A 25,409-nucleotide genomic window follows, 5' to 3' on the forward strand; every position below is an offset into this window, starting at 1 on the left:
TAAAATCCGTACATAACTGGCAAGAACGGTTAAGAGAAATTGTTGATAATCTGATTGAAAATATAGGAGGGTAGTTGTCAATAATAGTCTAGACTTGTCTATGTTATTGCTGGCTTAGGACTAACTCTTTAAACTCAGGAATGCTCAATTTGGTTACTAAATTTCTTATCATTAATAGTATCCCGTCCCAATCGACGTTCGCGTAGCATCTGGTGACAGGAGAAGGAAGCAATCTCATCGACTCTGACATACCACAATATACATCTCCAGAAATGAACTATGCGTTGTCTACAACCTTTGTAGAGAGGTGAAATTTCACGTCACAATAATTGTTTTTCACCAGATGTCTAATAGTCAAAAGCCAGGGATTATTATCCCTGGCTTTTTGATTAATTAGCATTATTGGGATTTATTACCAAATCCGGTTTCCGTTTTCGTCAACTCTTGCTTGACGAATTACATCAGAAATTTCTTCTGCATCTTTAACGTGGTGAAGTGCCTTTTTTTCACCATCTGGTTCATCCACTACAAAGTAAGTTGGTACTGTGATATGTTCACCTGTGATGTCTGGTGAATCTACAGCAATTTGTTTAGCCTTTTCTTCAACTGATTGAGGCTGATCGGAGATTATATCTCCGGGATTGACTGTAGCGTTCTTTTCTTTAGGTGTCGGTTCTTCTCTGGATTCTATAGTTGGGCTTACTGGTTGCTTAATTTCATTTTCTGATTGATTAGCCATAATCTTTAATTTTCCAGAATTCATCTACTAACATCACTTTATAGAATCAAAGCTCTGAAGAGTTCCTTCTCAAGAAAGACTTTGAGCATACGACTAAATGAGGAATTTATTAGACATTGCGTTATCCAGAACCCCAAAATACTTAGCAGTACGCATGTTTTAGTTTTTGCTAATTTTATGCTAAAGCGATCGCCTGTTCCTGCCAACGTCCAACTGCTTTACCAATTACTGCTAGTTCTTGCATCAAACGGTCGAAACGCTCTGGTGTGAGAGATTGGGGACCATCAGATAAAGCCTTGGGGGGGTTGGGATGAACCTCTATCATCAGAGAATCACATCCGGATGCGATCGCACCCATTGACATTGAAGGCACAAACTCAGACCAACCTGTGCCGTGACTGGGATCAATCATAATCGGTAAATGTGTGACTTTTCGCAACACTGGCACCACCGACAAATCTAAAGTATTGCGAGTAAATTGCCGATCAAAGGTGCGAATACCCCGCTCGCACAAAATCACATTGGCATTTCCTGCCGCAAGAATATATTCGGCAGCCATCAACCAATCTTCAATTGTCGCTGCCATTCCCCGCTTCAAAAGCACCGGTTTTGGTTGCGCTCCCACTTTTTTCAGCAGCGAGAAATTCTGCATATTTCTCGCACCAACTTGAATCACGTCAGCAACTTCGACGATTTTATCTAACTCAGTAGAATCCATTACTTCCGTAATAATACCAAGTCCGCTGACTTCTCGCGCTTGCGCTAACAATTCCAAAGCACTTTCGCCGTGTCCTTGAAAAGCATAAGGCGAAGTCCGGGGTTTGTATGCTCCACCCCGCAAAAATTGCGCTCCAGCCGCTTTTACACGCTGTGCCGTCTCCACAATCATTTCTTCATTTTCTACCGAGCAGGGACCCGCGACAACGACAACGGGGTGGTGTTCACCAAATACAACTTTTCCATTAGGTGTATCCACCACTACCTCAGAAGCTTCTCCGTGGCGGAATTGGCGGCTAGCGCGTTTGTAAGGCAATTCTACCCGCAACACTTGCTCAATCCAAGGGCTGACTTCTTGAATTTGTAGTGGGTCTAAATTAGCGGTTTCACCTACTAAGCCGATTACTACTTTGTGTTTACCAACAATTTTTTCGGGTGTTAGTCCCCAGCTAGTTAGTTCCTCGTCAATGCGGTTAATTTCTTCCGTTGGGGAACCAATTTTCATGACTACAATCATGTTAAATTTCCTTTATGGCTAATTAGATACCTGGTATAAAAAACGTAGAGACGTAGCATTGCTACGTCTCTACAAAGGTTTCGGGCAACGCATAATTAATTTTTACCAGATGTCTATTGTTATTATCTATATTGACTTAACAAAATATATTAAAAAATATAACGCTCAGATTGTTTTGCTACTGTATTTTGGGTTTCAAAAAAAATATAAATTTTTAATTAGCAATGTTGAAGTTATAAAAATTATCTAAAATTTTAACTTCAACATTCACTTTAAAATTTACTCAACAGTACAAAATCTAACACCTGAGCGCTGATAATTATACGTTTTTTTGACGAGTTTCCCGCCAAACTTCGACCATTCGTGCCCAATTGGTGCTGAACTCACTTAAGCCCACCAAACCCCCAACTCTCTCTTCGTCCCAAGAGGCAGATAGAACGCCATAAGTTATTCCTATGACTCCTAAACCAAATAATCCCATGTTGACTAGTAACACGGCGATCGCAGGTAGCTTAATTTGGGCGTACACAGCTAGCAGATAGCTGGCAACTAAGATGGCAATACCGAAAAATGTTGGCACACCACAGAAGCCAGCTACCCGTCTGATCATGCGCTGACTGACAACCTTGGGGATTGCCATTTCTTCTTTGGTGTAAGTTCGCTTTTGAGCAACCTGTTTCTCAGCTTCTTGCTTAATAATCGGCTTATTTTGAGATTTAGGCGATTTTTGGCGTTTTTTCGGTTCAAAGGGCAATTTACTGCGTTCGGATTCTTCAGCAGACATAAGCGTTAGTCCTTATCCACGAATACCGAGGCGACCAATTAAAGCTTGATACTTTTCGCGGCTGTCTTCTAGAATGTAAGCTAGAAGGCGCTTGCGCTGACCGATGAGCTTTAACAATCCCCTGCGAGAAGAATGGTCTTTCTTGTTTGCTTGGAGATGCAAGCTGAGACGGTTGATCCGCTCGGTGAGCATGGCAACTTGGACATCGGCGGAGCCTGTATCGGTTTCGTGAACTTGATAATTGACGATGATCTCTTGTTTGCGCTCTTGGGTTAAAGCCATGATGGATTCTATTTATATGTGCAGCAGTTTCCCATAATATCACAGCCCTCACGTTGTATGTGGAATCACCTTTACTGCTACGCCTTGAGGTAGATACGCATAAATAAATTAAAGATAGTATTGTATTATTTGGCGTTTTAACACTAAAGCCCTAACTACAAGCCAGAAAGCATCTTTTGTTTAATAATATGTACGTTTAGCAACAGTTTAATAACTGATCAAAAAGGTGGAAGAATGATATAAAGTTAACAAAAAAACACCTTAATAAATAGCTACATGAAACCACTTAAGGGCACGCGAAAGCGGGGATTTGTGCTGAGTACTATTGGTTTGAAGCGCTTACAGGGCAAGATTTTGGCTGTGGAAATAGCAGAGAACAACGGCATCCGCTTTACTCTCGACGATCTGGGCGATCGCATGAATATTTCTAGCAAAACACTCTCGCGATTGTGGTCTTTGAATGTAGGTGTAGATCAAAAAACCCTAAGATTGTGCTTTAGCAGTTTTAACTTGGAATTACGCAATGAAGATTATGCAATACTAAGTGAAGCAAACGAGACTGAAACTTCTGATGCGCTCTCGTTGAGTTTAGACGTAAAAGAAGTAAATGCGCCTCAGCATTTATCCGTAAACTCTCACCGTGACCAACTTGAAAATATCTGGTCATACCCGGATGGACCGGTACCTTTGGATTCTCCCTTCTATATCGAACGTCCCCCCATTGAAGAACTGGTTTATCGGGAAATAACTCAACCTGGCTGTGTGATTCGGATTCGCGGACCAAGAGAGATGGGTAAGAGTTCTCTCGTGCAGAGGCTGTTAGCATTTGCAGAAGCACAAGGATATCGCACGGTAAACCTCAATTGCAACCAAATCGATTCTGACTGTCTGACTGACTTAAACAAGCTGTTGCGTTGTATTTGCTTTTCAATTGCAACAGAATTAGGCATTGACCCCAACCTAAATGACATCTGGGATGAGGAAGTTGGTTGTAAGTTGAATTGTAGCTTTTACTTGCAGAACTATTTGCTCAAGCAGATTCAAAGTCCAGTGGTTTTGGTGTTAAACGAAGTTGACCGCTTTTTTGAATATCCTCACATTGCTAGTGACTTCTTTGCCTTGTTGCGTTCGTGGTGCGAGTCAGCACGACAAAATCTTAATTGGCAGAAGCTCAAGCTAGTGGTGGTTTACTCTACAGAAGATTATGCCACCCTGGATATCAACCGATCGCCGTTTAATATCGGACTACCTATCCGTCTAAGCGAATTTACTCAGCAACAGGTAGAAGATTTAGCCCAACGGCACGGGCTAGACTGGAATAGTGGCAAAGAATCCGCTCAACTGATGTCACTTGTCGGGGGTCATCCAGCGCTGATTCGGATTGCTCTGTATTATATTTGCTCTCAGGTAATTACTTTAGAAGATTTAATGCAGGAGGTAGTTGACAACGGTGGTATCTACCGCTATCATTTATGGCGACAGTGGGCAAAACTGCAAGAAAAACCCAGTCTGGCAAAGATATATGAGAAAGTTGTGACGACTGAGGAAAGTATTTCTCTTAATCCTATAGAGGCTTATAAGCTCGACAGTATGGGATTGATTTGCTTTGAGGGCGATCGCATTCTACCGCGTTGCGAACTCTACCGCGCTTATTTTGCAAAACAAAAGCGCGACAATTGTCTAATAATCGACGTTTAAAACCACTCTTAATTAAGAGAATAATCGGCTTACAAGAGTTCAGTCATCCCATTAAAGTTTTTACCAAATTATCTGTGCTGTCAAAAAATCACCCTAGAAGACTTGCGACAAAAAGCGACCTCAACCAATACACTTGGTGATAAGATTTTATCCTTCCTAGCCCTCCTTAAAAACGAGGGAATTAAGCCCCCTTTTTAATTCTGTTGCGGGAATCTTCTGCAACCCGACATCACTAACAAAAACCGTATTGCGATCTAAACAAATTAAAGGTCGGGGTTTTCCCAACCTGCTTTATAGGGGTTACCTATTTGTATATCAATCGTCCTTCGATATAGCTGTTAAGAAGTTGATTAGAGGTAAAGTATTCTTCAAGCACATTCTGAACAGATGTTGCGACTACCTTCGGTTGAGCTAATTTTGTCAAATCTTCAGTTATTATGCCTAAACTTTTGACTGAATTTTTGTAATGATATTCCTGAAGACAGATAGTGTATTCATTATGTGCTTCTACAGGTTTTCCATTAATGGTCAAAGATTCAAGCTTTCTTTCAGCATCATTGTAAACTGCCTGAATACCTTTGCTTATCTGAAAACACTGACTATTATCCGGGTTTCTGTTTTCTGCTCTCATAATATGTGAGAATATCTTGGTGAGCTGTTCACCAGTAACTCTTACCCGATAAACGGGTCCGTCATAAGGGTAAATTTTTTTCAGGTCACTTAATGTAACTAGAGGACCCAATTCTGTTCCACGTATTGAACTACTTCCCAGAAAAACTACATCAGACATAACTGATTGAGCCAAAATATCAGTCATTAAGTTACCCAATTCAGTTTCTATTTCACGCCAAGGATGTGTTAATTTACGTGTTAATCGACAAATCAGCCGATTATACTTGCGATCTACCTCTTCCTTGAAAGTATTAATAAACTTTTCGAGTTCAACATCTGGCTGTGCAAGATTATTATCCACAGGGATGAGTTGCCACTTCCATTCCACAATGCTGTTAGTATCGTCATCCACTGTAATATCGAAACGTCCAATTTGGTCTGTACCAACCCCTGCTTGTGTAATTAGAATGTTGTTGACTTGGGCTGGTTGTTCTAAAATAGTATGGGAGTGTCCGCCAATTATCATATCCACACCCCAGATCGGGTCTAGCATTGCAGCTAGTTTTTTATCCTCTTCAAAACCGATGTGCGTCATGAGAATTGTCAGGTCAATGTCATCATTTTTGTAGGTGTCGCAAATCTTCCCTACTTCGGCTGCGGCATCTTCAAGACTGACAAATGTGCCAATACTTTTGTCAAGCTTTAATGAGTTAAGAATTTCTTCAGTCACAATACCAATAAACATGATATCAAATCCATCTACATTCAGGATAATGTAGGGATTCATCAATCGTTTATTGTACTTTTTAATATACAAGTTGGCATTGACGATGGGAAAAGTTGCCATTTTTTCCAATAAAAGTAAGTGAGGAAACCCATAATCTAATTCGTGGTTCCCCAGAGTCACTACGTCAGGAGCCAGGTAATTCATGATTTCTATGGTTGAAATACCTTTGTATTCCGTATCAATCATAGACCCCTGAACCATATCACCAGAAATGACAAAAAGCGTGTTTTTCTCTTCCGAGCGCACCTTATTTAAATATCCTGAAAGAAGCGAAAGTCCACCAATAAGATGACCCTCGGCACCCTTACTTTCTGCCAGAAAGTCTCCATGCATATCATTGGAATGTAAAATCGTAATTTTTTTAAACCGCTCAGTCGTCATCATCGTGTTTTAGCTCGAATAATTAACAGCGATCGCATTCTACCGCGCTCCTGTTTGCAAAACAACTATCGACTATTGTTTAACAATAAATCATCTGTTGTCCTAGATGTAGAGACGCGATAAATCGTCGTCTCTACAAGGGTTCGGGTAAGCCATAATTAATTTCCACACCTATGTCTCATGGTGTGGAAGTGGAAGATTCCTGAGATTTTTAGTATAAGCAAGGCGCCTTTGGACTGACTGCCCAAGGATGATTGCAGACGCTGAGACTCTCGTCAAAAATGGTGCCTTCACCACAATCAAAGTCGGAAAATTGTGAAATTCTCTTTTGTCTGGGAATAATCAACGCAACGGTAGAATTTGGAGCAGTCTGTTGGATTACCGAAAAATCCCTCTTGGGTACAGGTGATTTTTTGGGCGATCGCAGGACTTATGGCAACCCACATTGCGAGAATCACTGCTAAACAACATCCTAGTAGTTTTTTCATAGGGACTTTCTCCTTTGGGGATGAAAATGTTTTTTACCTCTTTTAAAAAGCTTTCATTTTAGTTATCAAAATGCAAGGACAGATAGGACATTTAAGAACCATTTTAGGTTGGGTTAAGCAGAGCGCAACCCAACAAAACCAAGGTAGATATTAGGTTTGGTTCCTCAACTCAAGTAAGCTGTTTTTCAGTTGTGGCGGCAAATCAAAGTATAGACTTGACAATTTGGGCTTGATTTTCTTTGAGGGCGATCGCGTAGCCCGTCGTAGACATCGCCGGAATCATCATCCCGGCGTAATGCAACCCTTTGTAGAAGGTTTAAGAGGTTATTTATAAAGTAAAAATAAAATTACTGTCGGGTGTGTCATTAGTCAAAAGTTAAGGCTGTAAGGCAAATGTCAAAGGGCTTTTAGAAGACGCTTTCAATAAAAACTGAGAAAGAAAAATTTCTTGATAATGATAATTATACAAGAGTAGACTATCACGATTATCATTGTGATGCAGATTTCTGTCTATAGATATATTGACAAAAATTACTTGGGTTTCAATTATTAGTAATCGGTGCTTGGCATTCTGATTTTACTGTTAAGCAATCAAGCTTTTATATGAAGTTTATTTAAATGTTCGCTTAACTGTCTTAACTGTCTTAACTGTCCTTGTCTTTTTTTTGAAATCATATTTTACTTATAGACATTGATGCTTTATTTCACGAGAAAAAGCATTCTTATGACAATATATCCACCACATTAAACCCAAGGAACAATTGAACATGGCAACCAATTTCAGTATAATATCCAAAAGAAGTGGCAAAGCTCTAGATCTTCAAAATGGTGCTGTTACTGATAATAACCCTATTGTCCAGTATACAAAAAATGGGGGTGTTAACCAACAGTGGATACTTGAACCAGATATTTCAACATTAGTGAGTGCTACAACTACTAACAGTTTAGATTTTACTGGTACTCAGCTAACATCTACTGTGAATGGGAAATCGGCTACTATTGACATAGCGTCTATCATTGCTGATGTCCTGTATATTCAGACAGGTGAAGTTTATAATGGATATCTAGACAGCCAAGGAAGCCAAGGATGGACACTCAATAGTGGTAGTGGAGAACGTACTTTTACTACCACAGTGAAATTTAATTCACCTTTTCGAGTGCCTCCACAAGTATCACTTGCAATCAGCGGACAGGATGTTGGAATAGCAAAAAATATCCGACTCCAAGTCATAGCTAAGAATATTACTGTAGATGGATTTGAACTTACTTACAAAACATGGTTTGATACAGTAGTATTTAGTGCTTGGGCAACATGGACAGCAATAGGTGTAAAACCGTAAGCAAAAAAATTGCCTTCTAAAAAGAGCTAAAAGCAAGGGCTGCATTAGGAGATATATTCTGATGCAGCTCTACATTTTGTAGGATTGGTTTCTAGCTGCTGACCTTTATCAGGCTTGTGCGATCGCTCGTAGCGCCATTTTGGCTTTCAATCCGGGCACAGATAATGCGATCGCATCCGCATTGGAAGAGCTAATTTTAATCGCACTTTGACATGAGATACCAGGTAGGGGGCAGCCTCCGCACTAACGATCCCACATACATTGTTCGTCAAGCAGACGAAAAACTTTATACCAGCTTGAAAGCCGGCGATTTTTGTTATGTCTTAAATTCTCGTCAGATGGGCAAGTCATCCTTATTACAACGCACGAGTTATCGTCTGGTGGAAGAAGGCTATAGCTGTGCTTACTTGGATGTCACTCGATTAGGTAGCGACAATACTACACCGGAACAATGGTACAAAGGTATCATCCTCAGCCTGTTCTACGACTTAAATCTAGGGGAACACGTCAACTTTAAAAATTGGTGGGATACGCAAGCCGGTATTTCCCCAGTGCAAAAACTACACCTGTTTTTTGAAGGAGTTTTACTGCCAAAGATTGAAAGCGATTCTCTACGAGACGGCAAAGCCGATCGCATTTTCATCTTCATTGATGAAATTGATAGTTTGTTGAGTTTAAGTTTCCCTGTCAACGACTTTTTTGCCTGGATTCGTCATTGCTACAATCAGCAAGCACATGACCAAAATTTCCGACGTCTGGGATTTGCCCTATTTGGGGTAGCGAGTCCATCTGACCTAATTGCAGATAAACGTCGAACACCCTTTAACATTGGGACAGCGATTGAGTTATATGGCTTTCAACTGCATGAAGCCAAACCATTGCTCAAAGGGTTAGAGGAAGTAATCAGCCAACCCAAGGCAGTGCTGCGAGAGATTATCTATTGGAGTGGAGGACAACCGTTTCTGACCCAAAAACTCTGTCAGTTAATTGTCCGAACAGCCTTAGAGACATCAAATAGAAAAATTATCCTACCTCCAGAAACCGCAGCATATTGGGTAGAACAATTTGTGCTTAAGCACATTATCCAACATTGGGAATCTCAAGATGAACCCGAACACCTCCGCACGATTCGCGATCGCCTACTTTTCCACGAACACCGAGCAGGACGGTTGTTGGGTCTTTATCAGCAGGTGTTGCTTTGGGAGCAAACAGATACTCAAACATATGGTGTATCTACTGACGATAGTCGAGAACAGACAGAACTGTTGTTATCTGGTTTAGTCGAGAAACACAACGGCATTCTCAAAATTAAAAACCCCATCTATCAAAGTGTTTTCAATGCTCAATGGGTGATTAGACAGCTAGACAATCTGCGTCCTTACTCGCAAACATTCAATGCTTGGGTAGCATCTGGCTATAAAGATGAATCGCGTCTGTTGCGAGGACAGGCTCTAAAAGATACTCAAAATTGGGCACAGGGCAAAAGTCTGAGCGATTTGGATTATCAATTTTTCGCTGCAAGTCAAGAATGTGAACAGCGAGCAGTGCAAACGGGATTGGAGGCAGCACGAGCAAAAGAGGTAGAAGCACGACTAGCACAAGAGAAAAAAACGGCTAAACTACAAAGGTTTTTGTTAGTTGCAGTGTGTATCGGCTTGCTCGTTTCTAGCGGGTTGGGGCTAGGCAGTTTCATTCTATACCGCCAAGCTATTAAAAGCGAAAGTCAAGCCAGAACCAGCGAAATTGAAGCCCTTGTATCTTCTTCTGAAGGATTGTTTGCCTCAAATCGCAGATTAGATGCGCTCATAGAAGCAATTAAAGCCAAACATAGACTGCAAAAACTGGGTCAACCAAACACAAATCTTGAGCCTCAGGTGGAAAATGCATTGAGGCAAGCAGTTTATGGAGCAGATGAATACAACCGTTTTTCCGGTCATACAGCAGCTGTTCTGGCAGTAGATGTCAGTCCTGACAGTTCTCTGATTGCCTCAGCAAGTACAGATAAAACAATCAAGCTAATTCGACGTGATGGTACAGAAGTTGCAACTCTCAAAGGTCATCAGGCAACAGTTAGGGCAGTCGATTTTAGCTCTGACGGTCAGATGCTCGCCTCGGCGAGTGAAGATGGTACAGTTAAACTTTGGAAGCGAGACGGTGAGCTGCTAAGAACTTTCAAAGGTCACACTGCTTCAGTCTGGGGAGTAGCGTTTAGTCCCGATGGTCAGTTTCTTGCCTCTGCCAGTTTCGACAGAACGGTGAAAATTTGGAAGCGAGACGGCACCTTACTCAACACGTTTCAAGGTTACAAACATGGGTTTTGGGGAGTAGCTTTTAGTCCTGATGGTAATATCGTTGCTGCCACAAGTGTAGACAAGACAGTAAAACTCTGGAAACGAGACGGTTCGGACTGGCAAGACGCCAAACTCCTGCAAACTCTTACTGGTCACACTGCTTGGGTTATAGGAGTCGCTTTCAGCCCTGACGGTCAGACGATTGCTTCAGCGAGTGAAGACACAACTGTTAAACTTTGGCAGCGAGACAGCACTGATGGAAGCTACCACCTTGATAAAACTCTTACTGGTCATAGTGCCGGGATTTGGGGAGTCGCTTTTAGTCCGGATGGTCAAACTATTGCCTCCGCCAGTCTCGACAAAACGATTAAACTTTGGAATATTGATGGTACGGAACTGAGGACGCTCAGAGGACATAGTGCGTCCGTTTGGGGAGTGAGTTTTAGCCCTGACAGCAGCTTTATTGCGTCGGCAGGTGCAGAAAACGTTGTCAGACTCTGGCAGAAAGAAAATCCATTCCAGAAGAGTCTTATTGCCCATAAAGCCGGGATTTGGTCAATTGCTATTACCTCCGACAGTTCAGCGATCGCCACAGCAAGCCACGAAAACACTGCTAAAGTTTGGAGTCGTCAAGGTAAATTGCTCAAAACTTTCACTGAATCTGGAGGCGCAATCTTCGAGGTTTCATTCAGTGAAGATCGCAAGTTAATTGCTCTTCGCACTTACGATGATACGATAAAACTCAAGAAGCCAGACGGCACTTTGGTCGCTAGTTACAAAGATCCTATCGGTAAACTCTTAGCAGGAGTATTGAGTCCCGACGGTCAAGCGATCGCATTAGCAAATGTTGACAAAATTGTTCAGATATGGCATCGCGATCGCTCTTCACCGCAGATTCTTAAAGGACATCAAGCGGAGGTGTGGCATGTCGCATTTAGTCCCAACGGTCGGCTCGTTGCTTCCGCTAGTGGCGATAGTACTGCTAAACTGTGGACGCTGGATGGCAAGTTGTTCAGAACCCTTGTGGGACACTCAGCATCAGTATGGAGAGTTGCCTTTAGCCCTGACAGTAAAATGGTAGCTACTGGAAGTGGGGACAATACCGTTAAGCTGTGGACGCTTGAGGGCAAGTTGCTGAAAACTCTCAAAGGTCACACAGCTGGGGTTTGGGGAGTTGCGTTTAGTCCAATCCCCCCAACCCCCCTTTTTAAGGGGGGGGAAGGGGGGATCGTTGCTTCTGGCAGCGTGGATAATACTATCAAGCTTTGGAAACTCGATGGTACGGAACTGACTACCCTGAGAGGACATACCGCAGCCATCAGGGAAATTGCTATCAGCCACGACGGCACAATTCTTGCTTCAGGAGGTGATGACAACACGCTCATTTTGTGGAATTTGCCGCGAATTCTTCACCTAGATGCACTGACTTATGGTTGTAACCTTGTGCAGGATTATTTGAAAACTAACACAGCGGTCCAGAAGAGCGATCGCGTTATTTGCAATAATATGAGTCGTGTTAGAAATAACGCGATCGGCTCCTCAAATTTTGGCGTTGCTGAATCGGGGTATGAAAATAATTTTACATAATACTAAAATCCTTGTAGAGACGTTCCGGCGGAACGTCTTTATATCCGGATTCATACATCAATTCAGCAATGCCCAAATTTTTAGTCTAAATTCGGACTTCGCAGAGACGTTCCGCCGGAACGTCTCTACAATACGTTAAATTTACCCTTGTACATTGCAAAATCGGCGTTGCTGATTTCAAATATGAATTCTAAATTTTGGGGTTTGATTCTAACATTAAAACCCTGATTGTAGAGACGTTCCGGCGGAACGTCTATGAGCGTTGAATTAGTATTTTCATATTAAAATTCAGCAACGCCGCAAAATCTTCCCCTAAATATGCAACGCCCCATTTTTAGTTTATTTAGATTGAAGTACTTACTACTGGGAAACAAATATCTTTGCTGTAAATGCCGCTATCTCAAAGGTTAGAGTATCTTCATCAACTTTCACAGAAGTCTCACTAAACCAATCTTGCCACAATTCAGCCGATGGAAAGTTGGGAATCTGATATTCTGGGAAATTTTGGTCAGAGAAATTTACAACGACGACGATGCGAGAACCTTGGGAATTCCAGCGGGTGTAAGCGAGTACTTTGGCTTCAGCATTTTCGTGCAAAAACTCAATATTGTCGCTTTGCATTGCTGGAGTTTGCTTGCGTAGGGCGATTAGTTTTTTGTAATATTCAAATAAATCGCGATTTTCGTCTCTCTCCAACAAAGCCCAGGCTATTTTTTTCGGCTGAGTCACAGTTTTGCTTTTGCGCTTGTGTTCGCCAAATTCTTCACCCATCCACAGCATCGGTACACCCATTGCTGTCATTAATAGTACAGCACCTAACTTGGCGCGGACAAATGCAGCTTCATCAAAAATGCCGCGATCGCCTAATTCTCTAAATAAATGTTCGCGATCGTGAGTCGCTAAATAATTTACCACATTTATCGCAGTGGCATAACCTTGCTGTTTCGGGTCTAAAACCTCCTTCAGATGGTCTAATTCAAATGTTTCACCACAAATGTGAGGAATCATAAAATACCGAAAACTTTCATGCCAACAAGCATCCATCGGTCCTTCTGGTGCTGTCACCTTACTTGTATCGGGAATGTTTTCAGCAATATTATAAAACGGCTTGGGTGCAGTATTCTTTTTCGCTTGTTGAGCGAGCCAATCCAAAAATTCAAAGTTAGCTAATTGCCGCACTGCATCAAAGCGAATTCCATCAATGTGATACTCCTTGACCCAATACTGTACCACATCGCCAACATATTTCCAAGCGGGTCTAACGTCTAACTTTTCATCATAATTATCATAATTAAATTCCGGTCCCCAATAATTGTTGGGGTCTTCCGGATAGTGCATGTGTTCGTAATACCAATAATTTCGATCAATCAACATTAACGGGCATTCTTCATCTGTATGGTTGTAAATTCCATCCATGAAAACCCGAATACCTCTACTATGACACTCGTCAATAAACCGCTTTAAATCTTCTGTTGACCCGTAACTTGATTCTGTAGCGAAAAAATGCCGTACTTTGTAGCCCCAGCTATAATCGCCAGGATACTCATTTACTGGCATTAATTCAATTGCATTAATTCCCAATTCCTGTAAATAATCTAATTTTTCAATCGCATCTAAATATTTTCCACGTTTGTTCTGGTCAACTTCACCACCGGTAAAATCGGCAACGTGCATTTCATATATTACTAATTTATGATTTTCTGGCAATAATTTATCGTCGTGCTGCCAAACGTAAGTATCAACTATTCGCTTACCATCTTTGACCCGCGCTATACTGACTTTTTTCTCATCGTCTACATCTGTAGCGTAAGGGTCAATTACATCCACCCATTCATCAAGCTGAAAATTTGGACTTTTGCTTTGAACGCGGAATTTGTATTCATAAACACCGTCTTCTATTTCTATTTCAATACGAAAATAACCATCTTCTCCTTTTTGCATTGGCATCTCTTTCCAATCATAAAAAGACCCAATTAAAGCTGCTTCTTTGTTACGAGGAGCAAACAAATTAAATTCAATTGAACTTGCCATTTTTACCTTTTAAAATAATTATTTTGGTTTGTTCAGATGAAATTATTTTGGATTAGAAAATTATGTTAAACTTCTTTCTAAAGTAATATAATGTCCGCTTAATTAACATTAATAGAAACATTGCAACCTTCGTAGAGACGTAGCACTGCTACGTCTCTACAATATATGTGATTTGTGGGACATGATACAGCAGATTGCGTTGTGATTAAATACACGTAGAGACGTAGCACTGCTACGTCTCTACAATATATGTGATTTGTGGGACATGATACAGCAGATTGCGTTGTGATTAAATACACGTAGAGACGTAGCACTGCTACGTCTTTGAGCGGGTTTTGGATTTTACGCAGTACCTTCTAAGGAGTGAAATCTGCTGTATAAGATCAACAAATTGACAGGCGTTGCTGATTTTAAATATGAATTCTAAATTTTTTGGTTTGATTTTAACATTAAAACCCTTATTGTAGAGACGTTCCGCCGGAACGTCTATGAGCGTTGAATTAGTATTTTCATATTAAAATTCAGCAACGCCAATTGACACTCCCCGCGATCTTCAAGAACGGGGTGCAAAATCTCACTTAACCAACAGGTACAGAGGCATTCGCCACAGACTTATTATCTAAAATAGGCTTGCGGGTTTTTAAGTCAAATTTATATCCATTTGGCAAAATGTGCAGCTTGGCTCCGCAAATCGCCAAAGGCTCATCTTTCAAAATGTCGTCAATGTTGCTATGTGTAGCTTCTGATTCATCGACGACGGTGACACAACCCTGCCCAATCACTTCAAATTGGTTATCGGTAACAACCATTGCGGTATTCTCATCAATGCCGAATCCCAACACAGCAGGCTCTATCAGCAAAGCTGAAATTAAGCGTCCCAAGCGTCCGCGCTGTGAGAAATGCTGGTCAATTACCACCCCAGGCAAAAAGCCCATACCGGGTCCCATGTCCACGGCGTTAATCCGAGGATTTGTTTCTGAGTCGCCTTCCACAATCATGACATCTGGCATGACAGCGGCTCCAGCGCTTGTGCCACCGATGACAATTCCTTCAGCGCAGCGTTTGTGAATTGCGCTATCAAGTTCAGTGTCTTTGAGGATGCTCGTGATCCGCGCTTGATCCCCTCCAGTAAAAAATACGCCTGTAGCTTTGTCAACTGCTTCTAGCGCTGTGGATGAAGATGCGTCTTCACGGCTTTCGGTGTCAATTATCCTAACATTCTCTGCTCCCAGGCGCTCAAACACTCTGATGTAATTTTGTCCTACTTCTCTTGGCAGTTCGGTTGCTGCTGTCATAATGACAATTTTGGCTTTGGTGCCACCAGCACGTCGCACAAACTCACGCAGGATCTGGCAATCGCCTTCTTTGTCTTCTGCACCGCCAATAATCACCAACTGCCGTTTGGTTTCAGTCGCCGCCATGATGCCTCCGGATCTAAGTCTGTTAATTTTAATAAAACACGACAATTTAAACTATAAAAACATCCATATGGTAGATTTAGATACAAAAATTAAAAATGAAATTTAGTAATTTTTCCCGGGAGGCTGGAAAAAGTTAAGAAATAAAGCTAATAATTTTGCTTTAATCAAAAACATCTTACTCACGATCGCACAAGTATTGAATCGTGGGTAAGATGTAATAAAATGGCGCTTAAATTGTCTAAAGTTCTATACCTAAGGTTAGATTTTCAACAAAAATATCTACCTAATAGAACTACTAAAAAGCAACTCATTTAAAAAAGAACGTGCCTGGTCTAGTGGGAAATGTCTGGGTTTGCCCTCGATTAGAATTTGAAACTCCTCGCTGTCTGCACCATCACCATAACCGGAAATAAGTTTGCGATGAAATGCTTCTTCAGCAAGTTGTCTAACTTCGTCTCTAAGAGCAGCTTTTGTGCCATTCATTCTCGGCTGTCTCCTAAATTTTTCTTTTATAACTTACTATTTATAAGCAATATGAGGTGTAGTTTGCACCTTTCAAAGGTTATACATTTTGCGACGGATAATTTCATTAGACATAGACGTGAAAATGAACGATGCGTTACCCAAACCCCAAGAGACGCTTGGGTATCGCGTCTCTACATTCTTTTCCAACAGAGGTCTATTACCACAATCCCGGTTTCTTAGAGTATGCCTGAAAAGCGAATAGAATTCGCTACTACGCAGACTATAAAAACAAGGGATTTTAAACGTAAGTTATGCGGGTTTTGATTGTGTAGCCGCACTTCTAGTCGCTCGGTAGAGTAAAAAATAAGACATCCTCTTAGAGAAATCGGGATTCTGACGCTAATGCATGTGTAAAATAAATGGTCTATGCCCTGAGATAGTTGAAAAACTATAGCATTAGGGATAGGATATCATAGGAAAAATATTGAGTTTTATTAAAGCGTCTATTCGCGTTCTGGGAGTGCAAATGCCTGAAATTAAGGTGTTTTTTGCATCATGAACCGTATTGGTTGAAATTAAAGGGTGTTTAGCCAAAGGTATATAAATCAATGATTCAAGAAAAAAGCACCGATGCAGTTCGCGTCAATGCGAGAAAAACAGATGTTTTCGATATTTTCGGGTTCAAGCATTACATGGGAGCGAATCCCTATTTGGAAACAGGAGCGCTAGTATTTAGTTTTGCGCTGACAGAGTATAATCAGCCTTTGGCAGTTGAGGACTATGTATCTATTATTGGCGATCGCTACCCCCAGATAAAAGAGCAAACATACGATTCTCATGCCGATTTATTTGCTCGCACCGTCGCAGAAGTCGGCAAACTGGACATGGGTTTGCACCTCAACCGTTGGAGTGTCAAGTCATATCCGCATTACAAAAAAATCAGCGTGCAATCGCTGCACGAACGCACCACCAGATCCGTACTTTACTTCGTTTGGGATTGGTTTGAAGCAATTACCCAAAAGGAAGAAGTTGTTTTTGAAGAACAAATGCGATCGCTGCAAAACAGATTTCGGCAATCTGTTTATGGAGGTCCCACAGTCTACACCTTATTACGCACCGCCTACGAAAAAGGTATTCCTAACTTCTATCTGTGGGAAGAAGGATTGATGCAATATGGCTACGGCAAAAAACAAGTTCGCGGTGTAGCTACCACATTTCATTGTGATGCTCATCTAGATTCAGACTTCACCACCCGCAAAGATGACTGCAAAGCATTTTTAAACACCTTAGGTTTCCCCGTACCTCAAGGTGATATCGTCACTACCGAAAGAGAAGCTTTAGGTGTAGCCAGAGAAATTGGCTACCCAGTAGCAGTAAAACCCGTTGTCGGTCATAAAGGAATTGGTGTAACCGCTGATGTCCAAGACTCTAGAGAACTAGAATCGGCTTTTGAGCGATCGCTCCAAGCAATCCCCGAAAACCAGCCAACGCGGATCATCATTGAAAAAAGCATCTCTGGGGCAGATTTTCGCTTGTTGTGCGTCAATGGTAGATTTGTCGCTGCCACCGAACGGCGTCCCGCATCAATTGTCGGTGATGGACACTCTACCATTAATGAGCTAATTCGCGATGAAAATCGAAAACCCGCTCGTTTGGATACACCAACCTCACCGATGAGCAAAATTCAAAGCGATGAAGCGATGCAACTGTATTTAGACGAACAGCGTTTGTCATTGGACAGCGTAATCGAAAAAGGTCGCACAGTTTATCTTCGCAAAGTCGCCAATCTTTCGGCAGGAGGTGTCAGCATCGATGCCACGCGCACAGTTCACGATGACAATATTATATTGGCGCAAGATATTGCCCAACACTTTCGATTAACTTGCTTAGGCATTGATGTCATTACCAAAAGTCTTGATAAATCTTGGAAAGAAGGCAACTTTGCCATTTTAGAAATCAACGCTGCACCTGGCATTTTAATGCATCTAAATCCTGCTGTTGGTGAAAGCGTTGATGTACCTTCTCATATTTTAGAAACCTTCTTTGAGTCGGGTACAGATGCGAGAATACCAATTCTCACCTTTAATAAAATCACAGTTTCTGAACTTCAAGAAACCATTGACCATATTCTTTTGCAACACCCTGATTGGACAATAGGTGCTGTTTGTCAAAATGCAGTTTTTGTGAATCGCTCGACAAAAATCTTCAACAAAGATTACAACAGCAACGTTTTAAGTTTGTTGCGTAATCCTAAACTTGATTTACTCATTGCCCAATACGATGAAGAAACTTGGGAAAATGAAGGCATGTTTTACCAAGGAAGTAACATGGTAGTTCTGGATAATCCTACCGAAACCGAGATGATTCTCGCACGAGATGTCTTCGACGGTTCTACTGTGGTGATTAAGAAAGGAGATAGCGTTTCTATTCGTCGCAAAGGTTTGATTGAAGAGTACAACTTGGGAACAGATGAACCGTTTACACGAGTTTATTTGAAAGAAATCGGCACGATTTTGTAATTTTTTCAATGTATCGTTGCGGAAAGTAACCGACACCCTAGAAGGGTGCGGCTACACGTACAAAGCCTGCCTACGCAGGCTTAAGAATTCAAGCCTGGGTCGGCAGGCTTTGTTTGTATAGCCCCAGGAATCTCGCGCCTGTGGGATATTTTTATTCAGGGATCGCTTTACTTTAGCTTTGCATGTGCTGCCAAAATAATTTCTTCTGTTTCTTCCCAGCCAATACATTTATCAGTTACAGAAACCCCATATTTTAATTCTTTAGATTGAGAAGAAATCGATTGACTTCCTTCATACAAATGCGATTCCAACATCATACCGACAATTGATGTATTGCCATCGACGATTTGTTGAATAACATTCTCTAAAACCCTAGGCTGTAATCTGTAGTCTTTATTTGAATTCCCGTGACTACAGTCGATGACAATTCTGGGTGATAAACCTGCTGCTTTTAATTTGTCTTCCACTTTTTGGACATTCGCAGCATCGTAGTTAGGTTGACCGTTACCCCCACGTAAAATAACATGACCGTAGGCATTTCCTTTAGTTTGAAATATACTAACTTGTCCTTTATGATTAATTCCGAGAAAATGGTGTGGACTTTTAGCTGATTCCAAGGCATTTAAAGCTACTTGAATATTACCATCAGTACCGTTTTTGAAACCTACAGGCATCGACAGTCCGCTTGCCATTTCGCGGTGAGTTTGTGATTCTGTAGTGCGTGCGCCAATTGCCGACCAAGAAATCAATTCGCTAATGTACTGCGGTATAATCGGATCGAGGGCTTCTGTGCCGGCGGGTAATCCCAGTTCAGTAATTTGTAACAGTAGGGTGCGTGCCATTTGTAAACCCTTTTCTACATGGAAAGAATCATCCATATCGGGATCGTTGATTAATCCTTTCCATCCGACTGTTGTTCTGGGTTTTTCAAAGTAAACCCGCATGACTAGGAGCAGTTTATCTTGGACTTTCTCAGCCAGAGTTTTTAGTTTTTGGGAATAGGCGATCGCAGCTTCGGTATCATGGATTGAACACGGACCAACTACAATAAATTTTCGGCTATCTTGAAAATCAAGAATATGTCCTATTTCCTGCCTAAATTTTAAAACAGCTTCTTCAGCCGATTGTGTTAAAGGTAATTTTGTTTTTAGCTTTTCTGGTGTTAATAAAACGCGGGAACTTTGAATGTTAGTGTCAAATAAATTGTTGTGCATGAGGAGTATTTCGTAATTTGTGCTAGGTATTATATTAACAGTAATAAAAACACTGCAATCATCGTAGAGACGTTCCAATACGGTTCGCTCGTCTGATTTTTCGTGGTGATTTAGGGCATGTAGAGACGCGATATATCGCGTCTCTACAAGGTTTTTGGTTTATCGAATTTTCTTATCCGAACCGTATTGAGAGACGTTCCGGCGGAACGTCTCTACAATATGTGCCGAAACGTCTCTACAATATGTTTGGTAAACCAAACATGACATGAGCATCGAAATTCATATAGATATTTTAAAACAAAACTTATTTACAAATAGCAAATTTATATCTTAATTCATTCACATATAAACAATATTTGTAATATAAATTCACAAAAAAAAGGGGAGAAATATTTCCCCTCTTTTTTCCTTATTATCTAACTACCGCATTATTGCCAAACAAATACTTTCGCTTCGTATGGACCTAAATCAGTCAAAATGCCATCATCACCAGCTTCGACATCATAATTACCTGTCCACTCGTGCCATGTACCACCGCTGGGGAAGTTAGGAACATGATAGCCACCCAAAAAGTTTTCGGAGAAATTAGCTACAACAACCACACGAGAACCTTCCCCATTCCAGCGGCTATAAGCCAGCACCTTTGCCTCTGGATTTTCGTGGATAAAGTCGATATTTTCAGTATAGAGGGCATGATTGTCTTTACGCAGGTTAATTAAGCCTTTATAGTAATCAAACAATCCCCGATTTAAGTCATTACCTAACAGTGTCCAATCGATTTTAGCTGACTCTTGACTTTTAGGTTTGTACTCCCCAAATTCTTCACCCATCCAAATCAAAGGTACACCGACTGCTGTCATGAGAATAGCAACTCCCAATCTAGCTCTTCTAAAAGCTTCCTCATCAAGAATCTCACGATTTCCTAACTCGACCATAACATGATTGTGGTCGTGGTTTGTGAGATAATTTACTACATTCGTAGCACCCAAAAAGCCTTGACGCTTGCAGTCAATTACATCTTTGAGGCGCTCTAAATCAAATGTATCACCGCAGATATGTTCTAAAACACAGTGATAGAAACTATCATGCCAGCATCCATCCATCGGTCCATCAACATTGGTGATGCTAGGAGTTTCCGGAATGTGTTCGGCAACGTTGTAAAAAGGCTTCATGTTAGCGGTGTTTTTCGCTTCCTGGACAATCCAGTGCATGAAGTCGTAATTAGCAATTTGCCGCGCTGCATCGTAACGAATACCATCTGTATGATATTCCTGAATCCAATAACGTACCGTATCACCAATAAATTTCCGAGCAGGATAAGTTTCTAACTTCTCGTCGTAATGTTCGTAATTAAACTCTGGTCCCCAGTTATTACCAGGGTCGCGGGGTTCATGATGATACCAATAATCGTGGTCAATTTGTGTTAAAGGACTAGATGCTTCTGAGTGGTTATAAATACCATCCATAATCACACGAATGCCTCTACCATGACACTCGTCAATTAAACGTTTTAACCCATCTGTAGAACCATAACTTGATTCTGTAGCAAAGAAGTGACGAGGATTATATCCCCAACTATAATCACCAGGATATTCCTTGAGTGGCATCAACTCAATAGCATTAATTCCTAATTCGCATAGATAATCTAATTTCTCAACAACGTGCTTATACTTTCCTCGTGCGTAAGGGTCATCTTCACCACCAGAAAAGTCTGCAATGTGCATTTCATAAATAACTAATTCATGGTCAGCCGGTAAAGGTTTATCGTCGTGTTTCCAAACATAGGTATCAACAATTCTTTCACCATCTTTAATCCGCACGATACCGTTATCTTTACCAGTTGTTTCATCAATATCAGTTGCGTAAGGATCGGTGACTTCTACCCATTGATCTGGTTCAAAAAACCATGATTTTGACTGGACGCGGAATTTATATTGATAATCCCCGTCTTCTAATTCAACAGTTGTACGAAAATAACCATCATCGCCTTTTTCCATTGGAATGTCTTTCCAATCTGAAAAAGAAGCAATTAACGCTGCTTCTTCGTTATATGGTGCAAATAAGTTAAATTCAATTGGCTTTGCCATAGAAGTATTTGTAGGAAAAAGTGTGATTGTTCGTATTTTCAGATTTTTTATAAAATTAGCCAATAGCTCTTGCGAAGTAATTACAGAACTAATACCTCTATCTTCAGATATATTGTTGGAGTGGGACTTGATTTTTTTGTGGCGATCGCATAGCTGTTGATTTAACAAGTTATAGTTACTTGTCAATACTCCTTAGATATATCTCGTAGTGAGCGGTTTACCGCTCATATCAAAGTTTTAAGGGATAGAGCCGCTAACTACAAAATTCCGTTTATTTATGCCCATCTACTTATTTCAAATTGCTAATCTGCTTAATTACTCAGATTTACTGTTATGTTCCATGTAGCTTAACAACCAATTTGCCGCTGTTGCCCTGCGAGTTTGTCGAGGTCCAAATTCACCGATTTTATAACCTTTGAAACCTAATTTTTCTTTCAGCAATTGTTTATTTTCGGCAGGAATGGAACGAGTCAATTTAACGGTTGGGGGGCGATTTTCAATAAAATTTGGTGGTTCTGGGTACTCATCCCGCCATTCTGCTAACACTTTGCTAGTGTCCCATTGTCCGGTTGTTTCGTCGTAGCGATAACCTAAGTAGTACCATACCAATTTATTGACAATGGCATCATCAATTTCTTCATTAAGAATTGCCCAAATGGTTTCGGTATTAAGTGGAGGCAAGTTAGACATAAGCAATTGAAAATTAGTTATTTGTTAGTTGTTAGTTGATGCTTGCGATAAAAAAGTAGATATTATGTCAATAAAGCAGGTAAACTGGATATCGTCAAGAGTATGTCATAGAATGGAAAGTCTTACAGCATCGCCGCAAATCTGCGCCCACGTATTTGTTACCGGGAGAGTTCAAGGAGTAGGTTATCGCTACGCTACTGTTGATACAGCTAGCGAGTTAGGATTGCACGGCTGGGTGCGAAATCTCCCTGACAATCGCGTGGAAGCCGTCTTTGAGGGAGCGCAGAATGTTGTAGAACAGATGATTCGCTGGTGTCACGAAGGACCACCTGCTGCGATGGTTCAAGATGTAGTGGTTGAGTATGAGGAGCCGAAAGGATTGCAGGGATTTGAAGTTAGGCGTTTTTCAATGTAAAAACATTTGTATATTTAAACACTAACCTTTTTGCAGAAATATTTTTTATCTCACTTCTAGACATTAGACATCGACCGCTCTTTTAATATGCGTTATCCAAAACCATTGTAGAGACGTAGCAGTGCTACGTCTCTTTTTTACCGATATCTATTAATTATTCATTATATCATGTCCGGTAAATTACTTAAATGTAAAGACGTTTCATGGTCACGTCTCTACGACGGTAGGTAGATTTTTATTACTGTTAATTAAACGGACATAATATTACTCGTCCATCTCTTTTAAGGTAGCTAATGCTGAGGGAGATAAACGACTGAGATAACGGAATATCCAATATTTACATATAGTGTCTAAAATCACAGGAAATGTCGCGATAAATAAAAATATTGCACTTCTATTTGCTGGTATACCTAAATGTTCTGATAATGCTTCTAGAATAACTTCCCACCCATGTGGGGAGTGGAATCCGACAAATATATCTGTGAATAAAATAATCAAAAAAGCTTTAGCACTGTCACTCAGACCATAAACAATTTCATCCATAAAAGACTTGACGATCGCAATTTCCCTTTTACTTGTAGTGATGACTACGGCAAAAGCGATTAGTGATATCAAATCAGCAAAAACATTGCTAATGGCATTATTGCTTTTACCAATAAATTCTTCAGCTAGTTCAAGTGCTTTGTTTTTGAGTTTTTCTTCTATCACCTCAGAAGAAAGCAGTGGTGCTTGATGAATAAAATTGTTAAATTTCAGTTGTTGTTCAAAACTCTTTAATTCTTTGAGAGCTTCTTCTTCCATTTCCGAGTTCAGGAAAATTTCGGGTGTATTTTCACCTCTAACGCGCTCTAGGATAGGATTTATTAATAATTGCTTAGATAATATTTGCGTTAAAAGCGGTACAAGAACTAGCATTGCCAAAAATTTTACAGCCGTTCTTGTTCTATTTCTAGATATTAGATAATCTTGAACAAATTGCTGCTCTGATCGCGGATTAAAATCACTTTTTATTTTATTAAATGTTCTGCCAATTGACCTAGGTAAAAATCCGGTTTTTTTCATGACAGGTTGAACTTTTTTAACTTCTTCAGGAGATGAATCGGATTGCTTTTTCACTTTGTCACTCCTAATTTGTAGTGGTTCAATTGTTATTTATATTCATTCAAAATTGATAATGGCTAATGAGTAATTTATCCAAATCATTGCTCATTAGCCATTATGCATTAAGTATTATAGACTATTCTAAGTGTACACCGATTAAAGGGTTAGGTACAGGGAAAGGGCGATTTTCGATAATTTTAAATTTACCTGTGTTAGCGTCGTAGGCAAAGACTTCTCCAGTCTCAATCTCATAAATCCAAGCGTGGAGAGTAAGTTTACCGCTGTGAAGTCTAGAGCGAATAACTGGGTAAGTCTCTAGATTTTCTATCTGCGTTAGGACATTCTGCTCAATTGTGATCTTTAAAAGTTTATCTCCGGTACAATGTTGATAGTTATCTAAGACGAGACGCCGAGTTGCTTCACCATGATGCTTCAGCCAATCGTAAACTAAAGGCATCTGTTGAGCAAGATTACCTATTTGCAATAGTCCTTTCATCGCTCCGCAGTGAGAATGACCGCAGATAACAATGTCTTTGATATTCAAAGTTTGAACGGCATATTCTATACCAGCGGCTTCGGCACTATTTGACATTCCATAAGCTGGTATCATATTACCGATATTGCGGATAACAAATAATTCACCAGGTTGGCTTTGAGTGATTAAACACGGGTCAATGCGTGAGTCGGAACAAGTGATGAATAAAACTTCTGGACTTTGACCGTGAGATAAATGCTCAAACATCTCACGGTGCATGGTGAAATAATTATCATGAAACTCGTTCAGTCCAGCAATTATTCTTTTTATTGGCACAGTTTAATTACCTCAAAAATATGTGTTAAGTCTAATTTTTTATCAGCTAAAATTATTTTTACTGATAAAAATATCAACTTTTAAAGAAAGAGAAACGCAAAAAAGTCACAGCGTCTCTCTAGATACAAAGCTTATCTAATGAGCAATCCACTGTGCATCAGAAACAATACACACACCACCAAATTTCTTCAATACTGGTTCGATTGCTTTCACTAATTGATGCTCTTGTTTTTCGGTACAAATACTCATTACATAGCCATTGGTGAGTGCTTTTGTTGCTAAATCATTCAGGATTCTACCTCTATCGCCTGTGCCTGTAACGTTCTCAATGATAGTATATCCAGAAACACCCGCTTTTTCCAGAATCTTCAGAACTTGAGGAAGTTCTAAGGAATTGGTAATTATTTCTACTTTCTTGACTAATTCCACTTC

General features: G+C 40.5%; 20 protein-coding genes. 5 read left to right on the forward strand and 15 right to left on the reverse strand.

Going from position 1 to position 25,409, the window contains the following annotated elements; genetic code table 11:
• Positions 1-412 precede the first annotated feature (412 nt).
• The 4 genes from OGM63_RS00395 to rpsO all read right to left on the reverse strand — a co-directional run bounded on the left by OGM63_RS00395 (position 413) and on the right by rpsO (position 3,039).
• The gene (locus OGM63_RS00395; protein WP_263743515.1) at positions 413-739 is read right to left on the reverse strand and encodes a hypothetical protein; all 327 of its coding nucleotides are present in this window, start codon (positions 737-739) and stop codon (positions 413-415) included.
• A gap of 175 nt (positions 740-914) precedes the next feature.
• A complete protein-coding gene (aroF, locus tag OGM63_RS00400; protein WP_263743516.1) occupies positions 915-1,973 on the reverse strand; it encodes a 3-deoxy-7-phosphoheptulonate synthase in 1,059 nt (352 codons plus the stop codon).
• Positions 1,974-2,292: 319 nt separating this feature from the next.
• Positions 2,293-2,757, reverse strand: coding sequence for a PAM68 family protein (locus OGM63_RS00405; RefSeq protein ID WP_263743517.1), 465 nt, complete (start codon positions 2,755-2,757; stop codon positions 2,293-2,295).
• Positions 2,758-2,769: 12 nt separating this feature from the next.
• Complete coding sequence (gene rpsO, locus OGM63_RS00410) at positions 2,770-3,039, reverse strand: 30S ribosomal protein S15 (protein ID WP_263743518.1); 270 nt, start codon at positions 3,037-3,039, stop codon at positions 2,770-2,772.
• Between the two features lie 276 nt (positions 3,040-3,315).
• Here rpsO and OGM63_RS00415 point away from each other — a divergent pair, with 276 nt between their 5' ends.
• Positions 3,316-4,737: an AAA-like domain-containing protein gene (locus OGM63_RS00415; protein ID WP_263743519.1), complete on the forward strand. Its 1,422-nt coding sequence runs from the start codon at positions 3,316-3,318 to the stop codon at positions 4,735-4,737.
• Between the two features lie 304 nt (positions 4,738-5,041).
• Here OGM63_RS00415 and OGM63_RS00420 read toward each other — a convergent pair whose 3' ends face one another.
• Together OGM63_RS00420 and OGM63_RS00425 are read right to left on the reverse strand one after the other, a co-directional pair.
• The gene (locus OGM63_RS00420; protein WP_263743520.1) at positions 5,042-6,520 is read right to left on the reverse strand and encodes a bifunctional metallophosphatase/5'-nucleotidase; all 1,479 of its coding nucleotides are present in this window, start codon (positions 6,518-6,520) and stop codon (positions 5,042-5,044) included.
• Positions 6,521-6,816: 296 nt separating this feature from the next.
• Positions 6,817-7,005: a chitin binding peritrophin-A domain-containing protein gene (locus OGM63_RS00425; protein WP_263743521.1), complete on the reverse strand. Its 189-nt coding sequence runs from the start codon at positions 7,003-7,005 to the stop codon at positions 6,817-6,819.
• 767 nt (positions 7,006-7,772) lie between these two features.
• Here OGM63_RS00425 and OGM63_RS00430 point away from each other — a divergent pair.
• Both OGM63_RS00430 and OGM63_RS00435 read left to right on the forward strand, forming a co-directional pair.
• On the forward strand, positions 7,773-8,345 hold the full coding sequence (locus OGM63_RS00430; RefSeq protein ID WP_263743522.1) for an H-type lectin domain-containing protein: 573 nt from the start codon (positions 7,773-7,775) through the stop codon (positions 8,343-8,345).
• Positions 8,346-8,557: 212 nt separating this feature from the next.
• Entirely contained in the window at positions 8,558-12,223 is a 3,666-nt protein-coding gene (locus OGM63_RS00435; protein ID WP_263743523.1) for a WD40 domain-containing protein, read from the forward strand.
• A gap of 360 nt (positions 12,224-12,583) precedes the next feature.
• Here OGM63_RS00435 and OGM63_RS00440 read toward each other — a convergent pair whose 3' ends face one another.
• From OGM63_RS00440 to OGM63_RS00450, 3 genes are all read right to left on the reverse strand, one after another.
• Positions 12,584-14,254 carry an alpha-amylase family glycosyl hydrolase gene (locus OGM63_RS00440; RefSeq protein ID WP_263743524.1) on the reverse strand — a complete coding sequence of 557 codons (1,671 nt, stop codon included), beginning with the start codon at positions 14,252-14,254 and terminating at the stop codon, positions 12,584-12,586.
• Between the two features lie 578 nt (positions 14,255-14,832).
• Positions 14,833-15,675 carry a cyanophycinase gene (locus OGM63_RS00445; protein WP_263743525.1) on the reverse strand — a complete coding sequence of 281 codons (843 nt, stop codon included), beginning with the start codon at positions 15,673-15,675 and terminating at the stop codon, positions 14,833-14,835.
• 279 nt (positions 15,676-15,954) lie between these two features.
• The gene (locus OGM63_RS00450; RefSeq protein WP_263743526.1) at positions 15,955-16,158 is read right to left on the reverse strand and encodes a hypothetical protein; all 204 of its coding nucleotides are present in this window, start codon (positions 16,156-16,158) and stop codon (positions 15,955-15,957) included.
• Between the two features lie 590 nt (positions 16,159-16,748).
• Here OGM63_RS00450 and OGM63_RS00455 point away from each other — a divergent pair.
• A complete protein-coding gene (locus OGM63_RS00455) occupies positions 16,749-18,659 on the forward strand; it encodes an acetate--CoA ligase family protein (RefSeq protein WP_263743527.1) in 1,911 nt (636 codons plus the stop codon).
• Positions 18,660-18,826: 167 nt separating this feature from the next.
• Here the strand turns inward: OGM63_RS00455 and OGM63_RS00460 are convergent, their stop codons facing one another.
• From OGM63_RS00460 to OGM63_RS00470, 3 genes are all read right to left on the reverse strand, one after another.
• Positions 18,827-19,873 (reverse strand): 3-deoxy-7-phosphoheptulonate synthase, encoded by a 1,047-nt coding sequence (locus tag OGM63_RS00460; protein WP_263743528.1) that lies wholly within the window; start codon positions 19,871-19,873, stop codon positions 18,827-18,829.
• 428 nt (positions 19,874-20,301) lie between these two features.
• Positions 20,302-22,146: an alpha-amylase family glycosyl hydrolase gene (locus tag OGM63_RS00465; protein WP_318528376.1), complete on the reverse strand. Its 1,845-nt coding sequence runs from the start codon at positions 22,144-22,146 to the stop codon at positions 20,302-20,304.
• A gap of 129 nt (positions 22,147-22,275) precedes the next feature.
• Positions 22,276-22,650: a DUF1823 family protein gene (locus OGM63_RS00470; protein WP_263743529.1), complete on the reverse strand. Its 375-nt coding sequence runs from the start codon at positions 22,648-22,650 to the stop codon at positions 22,276-22,278.
• 112 nt (positions 22,651-22,762) lie between these two features.
• Between OGM63_RS00470 and OGM63_RS00475 the strand changes: the two genes are divergently transcribed.
• Positions 22,763-23,065: an acylphosphatase gene (locus OGM63_RS00475; protein ID WP_263743530.1), complete on the forward strand. Its 303-nt coding sequence runs from the start codon at positions 22,763-22,765 to the stop codon at positions 23,063-23,065.
• Positions 23,066-23,329: 264 nt separating this feature from the next.
• Here the strand turns inward: OGM63_RS00475 and OGM63_RS00480 are convergent, their stop codons facing one another.
• From OGM63_RS00480 to OGM63_RS00490, 3 genes are all read right to left on the reverse strand, one after another.
• Positions 23,330-24,181: a hypothetical protein gene (locus OGM63_RS00480; RefSeq protein ID WP_263743531.1), complete on the reverse strand. Its 852-nt coding sequence runs from the start codon at positions 24,179-24,181 to the stop codon at positions 23,330-23,332.
• A 121-nt stretch (positions 24,182-24,302) separates the two neighbouring features.
• The gene (locus tag OGM63_RS00485; protein ID WP_318528377.1) at positions 24,303-24,977 is read right to left on the reverse strand and encodes a carbonic anhydrase; all 675 of its coding nucleotides are present in this window, start codon (positions 24,975-24,977) and stop codon (positions 24,303-24,305) included.
• A gap of 135 nt (positions 24,978-25,112) precedes the next feature.
• Positions 25,113-25,406: a P-II family nitrogen regulator gene (locus tag OGM63_RS00490; RefSeq protein WP_263743532.1), complete on the reverse strand. Its 294-nt coding sequence runs from the start codon at positions 25,404-25,406 to the stop codon at positions 25,113-25,115.
• Positions 25,407-25,409 lie beyond the last annotated feature (3 nt).

It is taken from the genome of Plectonema radiosum NIES-515, assembly GCF_025753815.1.
Taxonomy (GTDB): Bacteria; Cyanobacteriota; Cyanobacteriia; order Cyanobacteriales; family Nostocaceae; genus Hassallia; species Hassallia radiosum_A.

Coding starts and splice junctions, on each gene's coding strand:
- OGM63_RS00450 (WP_263743526.1), bottom strand. CDS start 16,158: ATGAATGGCACAAAAGCTGCTCTTAGAGACGAAGTTAGACAACTTGCT.
- OGM63_RS00415 (WP_263743519.1), top strand. CDS start 3,316: ATGAAACCACTTAAGGGCACGCGAAAGCGGGGATTTGTGCTGAGTACT.
- OGM63_RS00425 (WP_263743521.1), bottom strand. CDS start 7,005: ATGAAAAAACTACTAGGATGTTGTTTAGCAGTGATTCTCGCAATGTGG.
- OGM63_RS00395 (WP_263743515.1), bottom strand. CDS start 739: ATGGCTAATCAATCAGAAAATGAAATTAAGCAACCAGTAAGCCCAACT.
- OGM63_RS00435 (WP_263743523.1), top strand. CDS start 8,558: ATGAGATACCAGGTAGGGGGCAGCCTCCGCACTAACGATCCCACATAC.
- OGM63_RS00460 (WP_263743528.1), bottom strand. CDS start 19,873: ATGCACAACAATTTATTTGACACTAACATTCAAAGTTCCCGCGTTTTA.
- OGM63_RS00440 (WP_263743524.1), bottom strand. CDS start 14,254: ATGGCAAGTTCAATTGAATTTAATTTGTTTGCTCCTCGTAACAAAGAA.
- OGM63_RS00445 (WP_263743525.1), bottom strand. CDS start 15,675: ATGGCGGCGACTGAAACCAAACGGCAGTTGGTGATTATTGGCGGTGCA.
- rpsO (WP_263743518.1), bottom strand. CDS start 3,039: ATGGCTTTAACCCAAGAGCGCAAACAAGAGATCATCGTCAATTATCAA.
- OGM63_RS00430 (WP_263743522.1), top strand. CDS start 7,773: ATGGCAACCAATTTCAGTATAATATCCAAAAGAAGTGGCAAAGCTCTA.
- OGM63_RS00420 (WP_263743520.1), bottom strand. CDS start 6,520: ATGATGACGACTGAGCGGTTTAAAAAAATTACGATTTTACATTCCAAT.
- OGM63_RS00475 (WP_263743530.1), top strand. CDS start 22,763: ATGGAAAGTCTTACAGCATCGCCGCAAATCTGCGCCCACGTATTTGTT.
- OGM63_RS00455 (WP_263743527.1), top strand. CDS start 16,749: ATGATTCAAGAAAAAAGCACCGATGCAGTTCGCGTCAATGCGAGAAAA.
- OGM63_RS00470 (WP_263743529.1), bottom strand. CDS start 22,650: ATGTCTAACTTGCCTCCACTTAATACCGAAACCATTTGGGCAATTCTT.
- OGM63_RS00405 (WP_263743517.1), bottom strand. CDS start 2,757: ATGTCTGCTGAAGAATCCGAACGCAGTAAATTGCCCTTTGAACCGAAA.
- aroF (WP_263743516.1), bottom strand. CDS start 1,973: ATGATTGTAGTCATGAAAATTGGTTCCCCAACGGAAGAAATTAACCGC.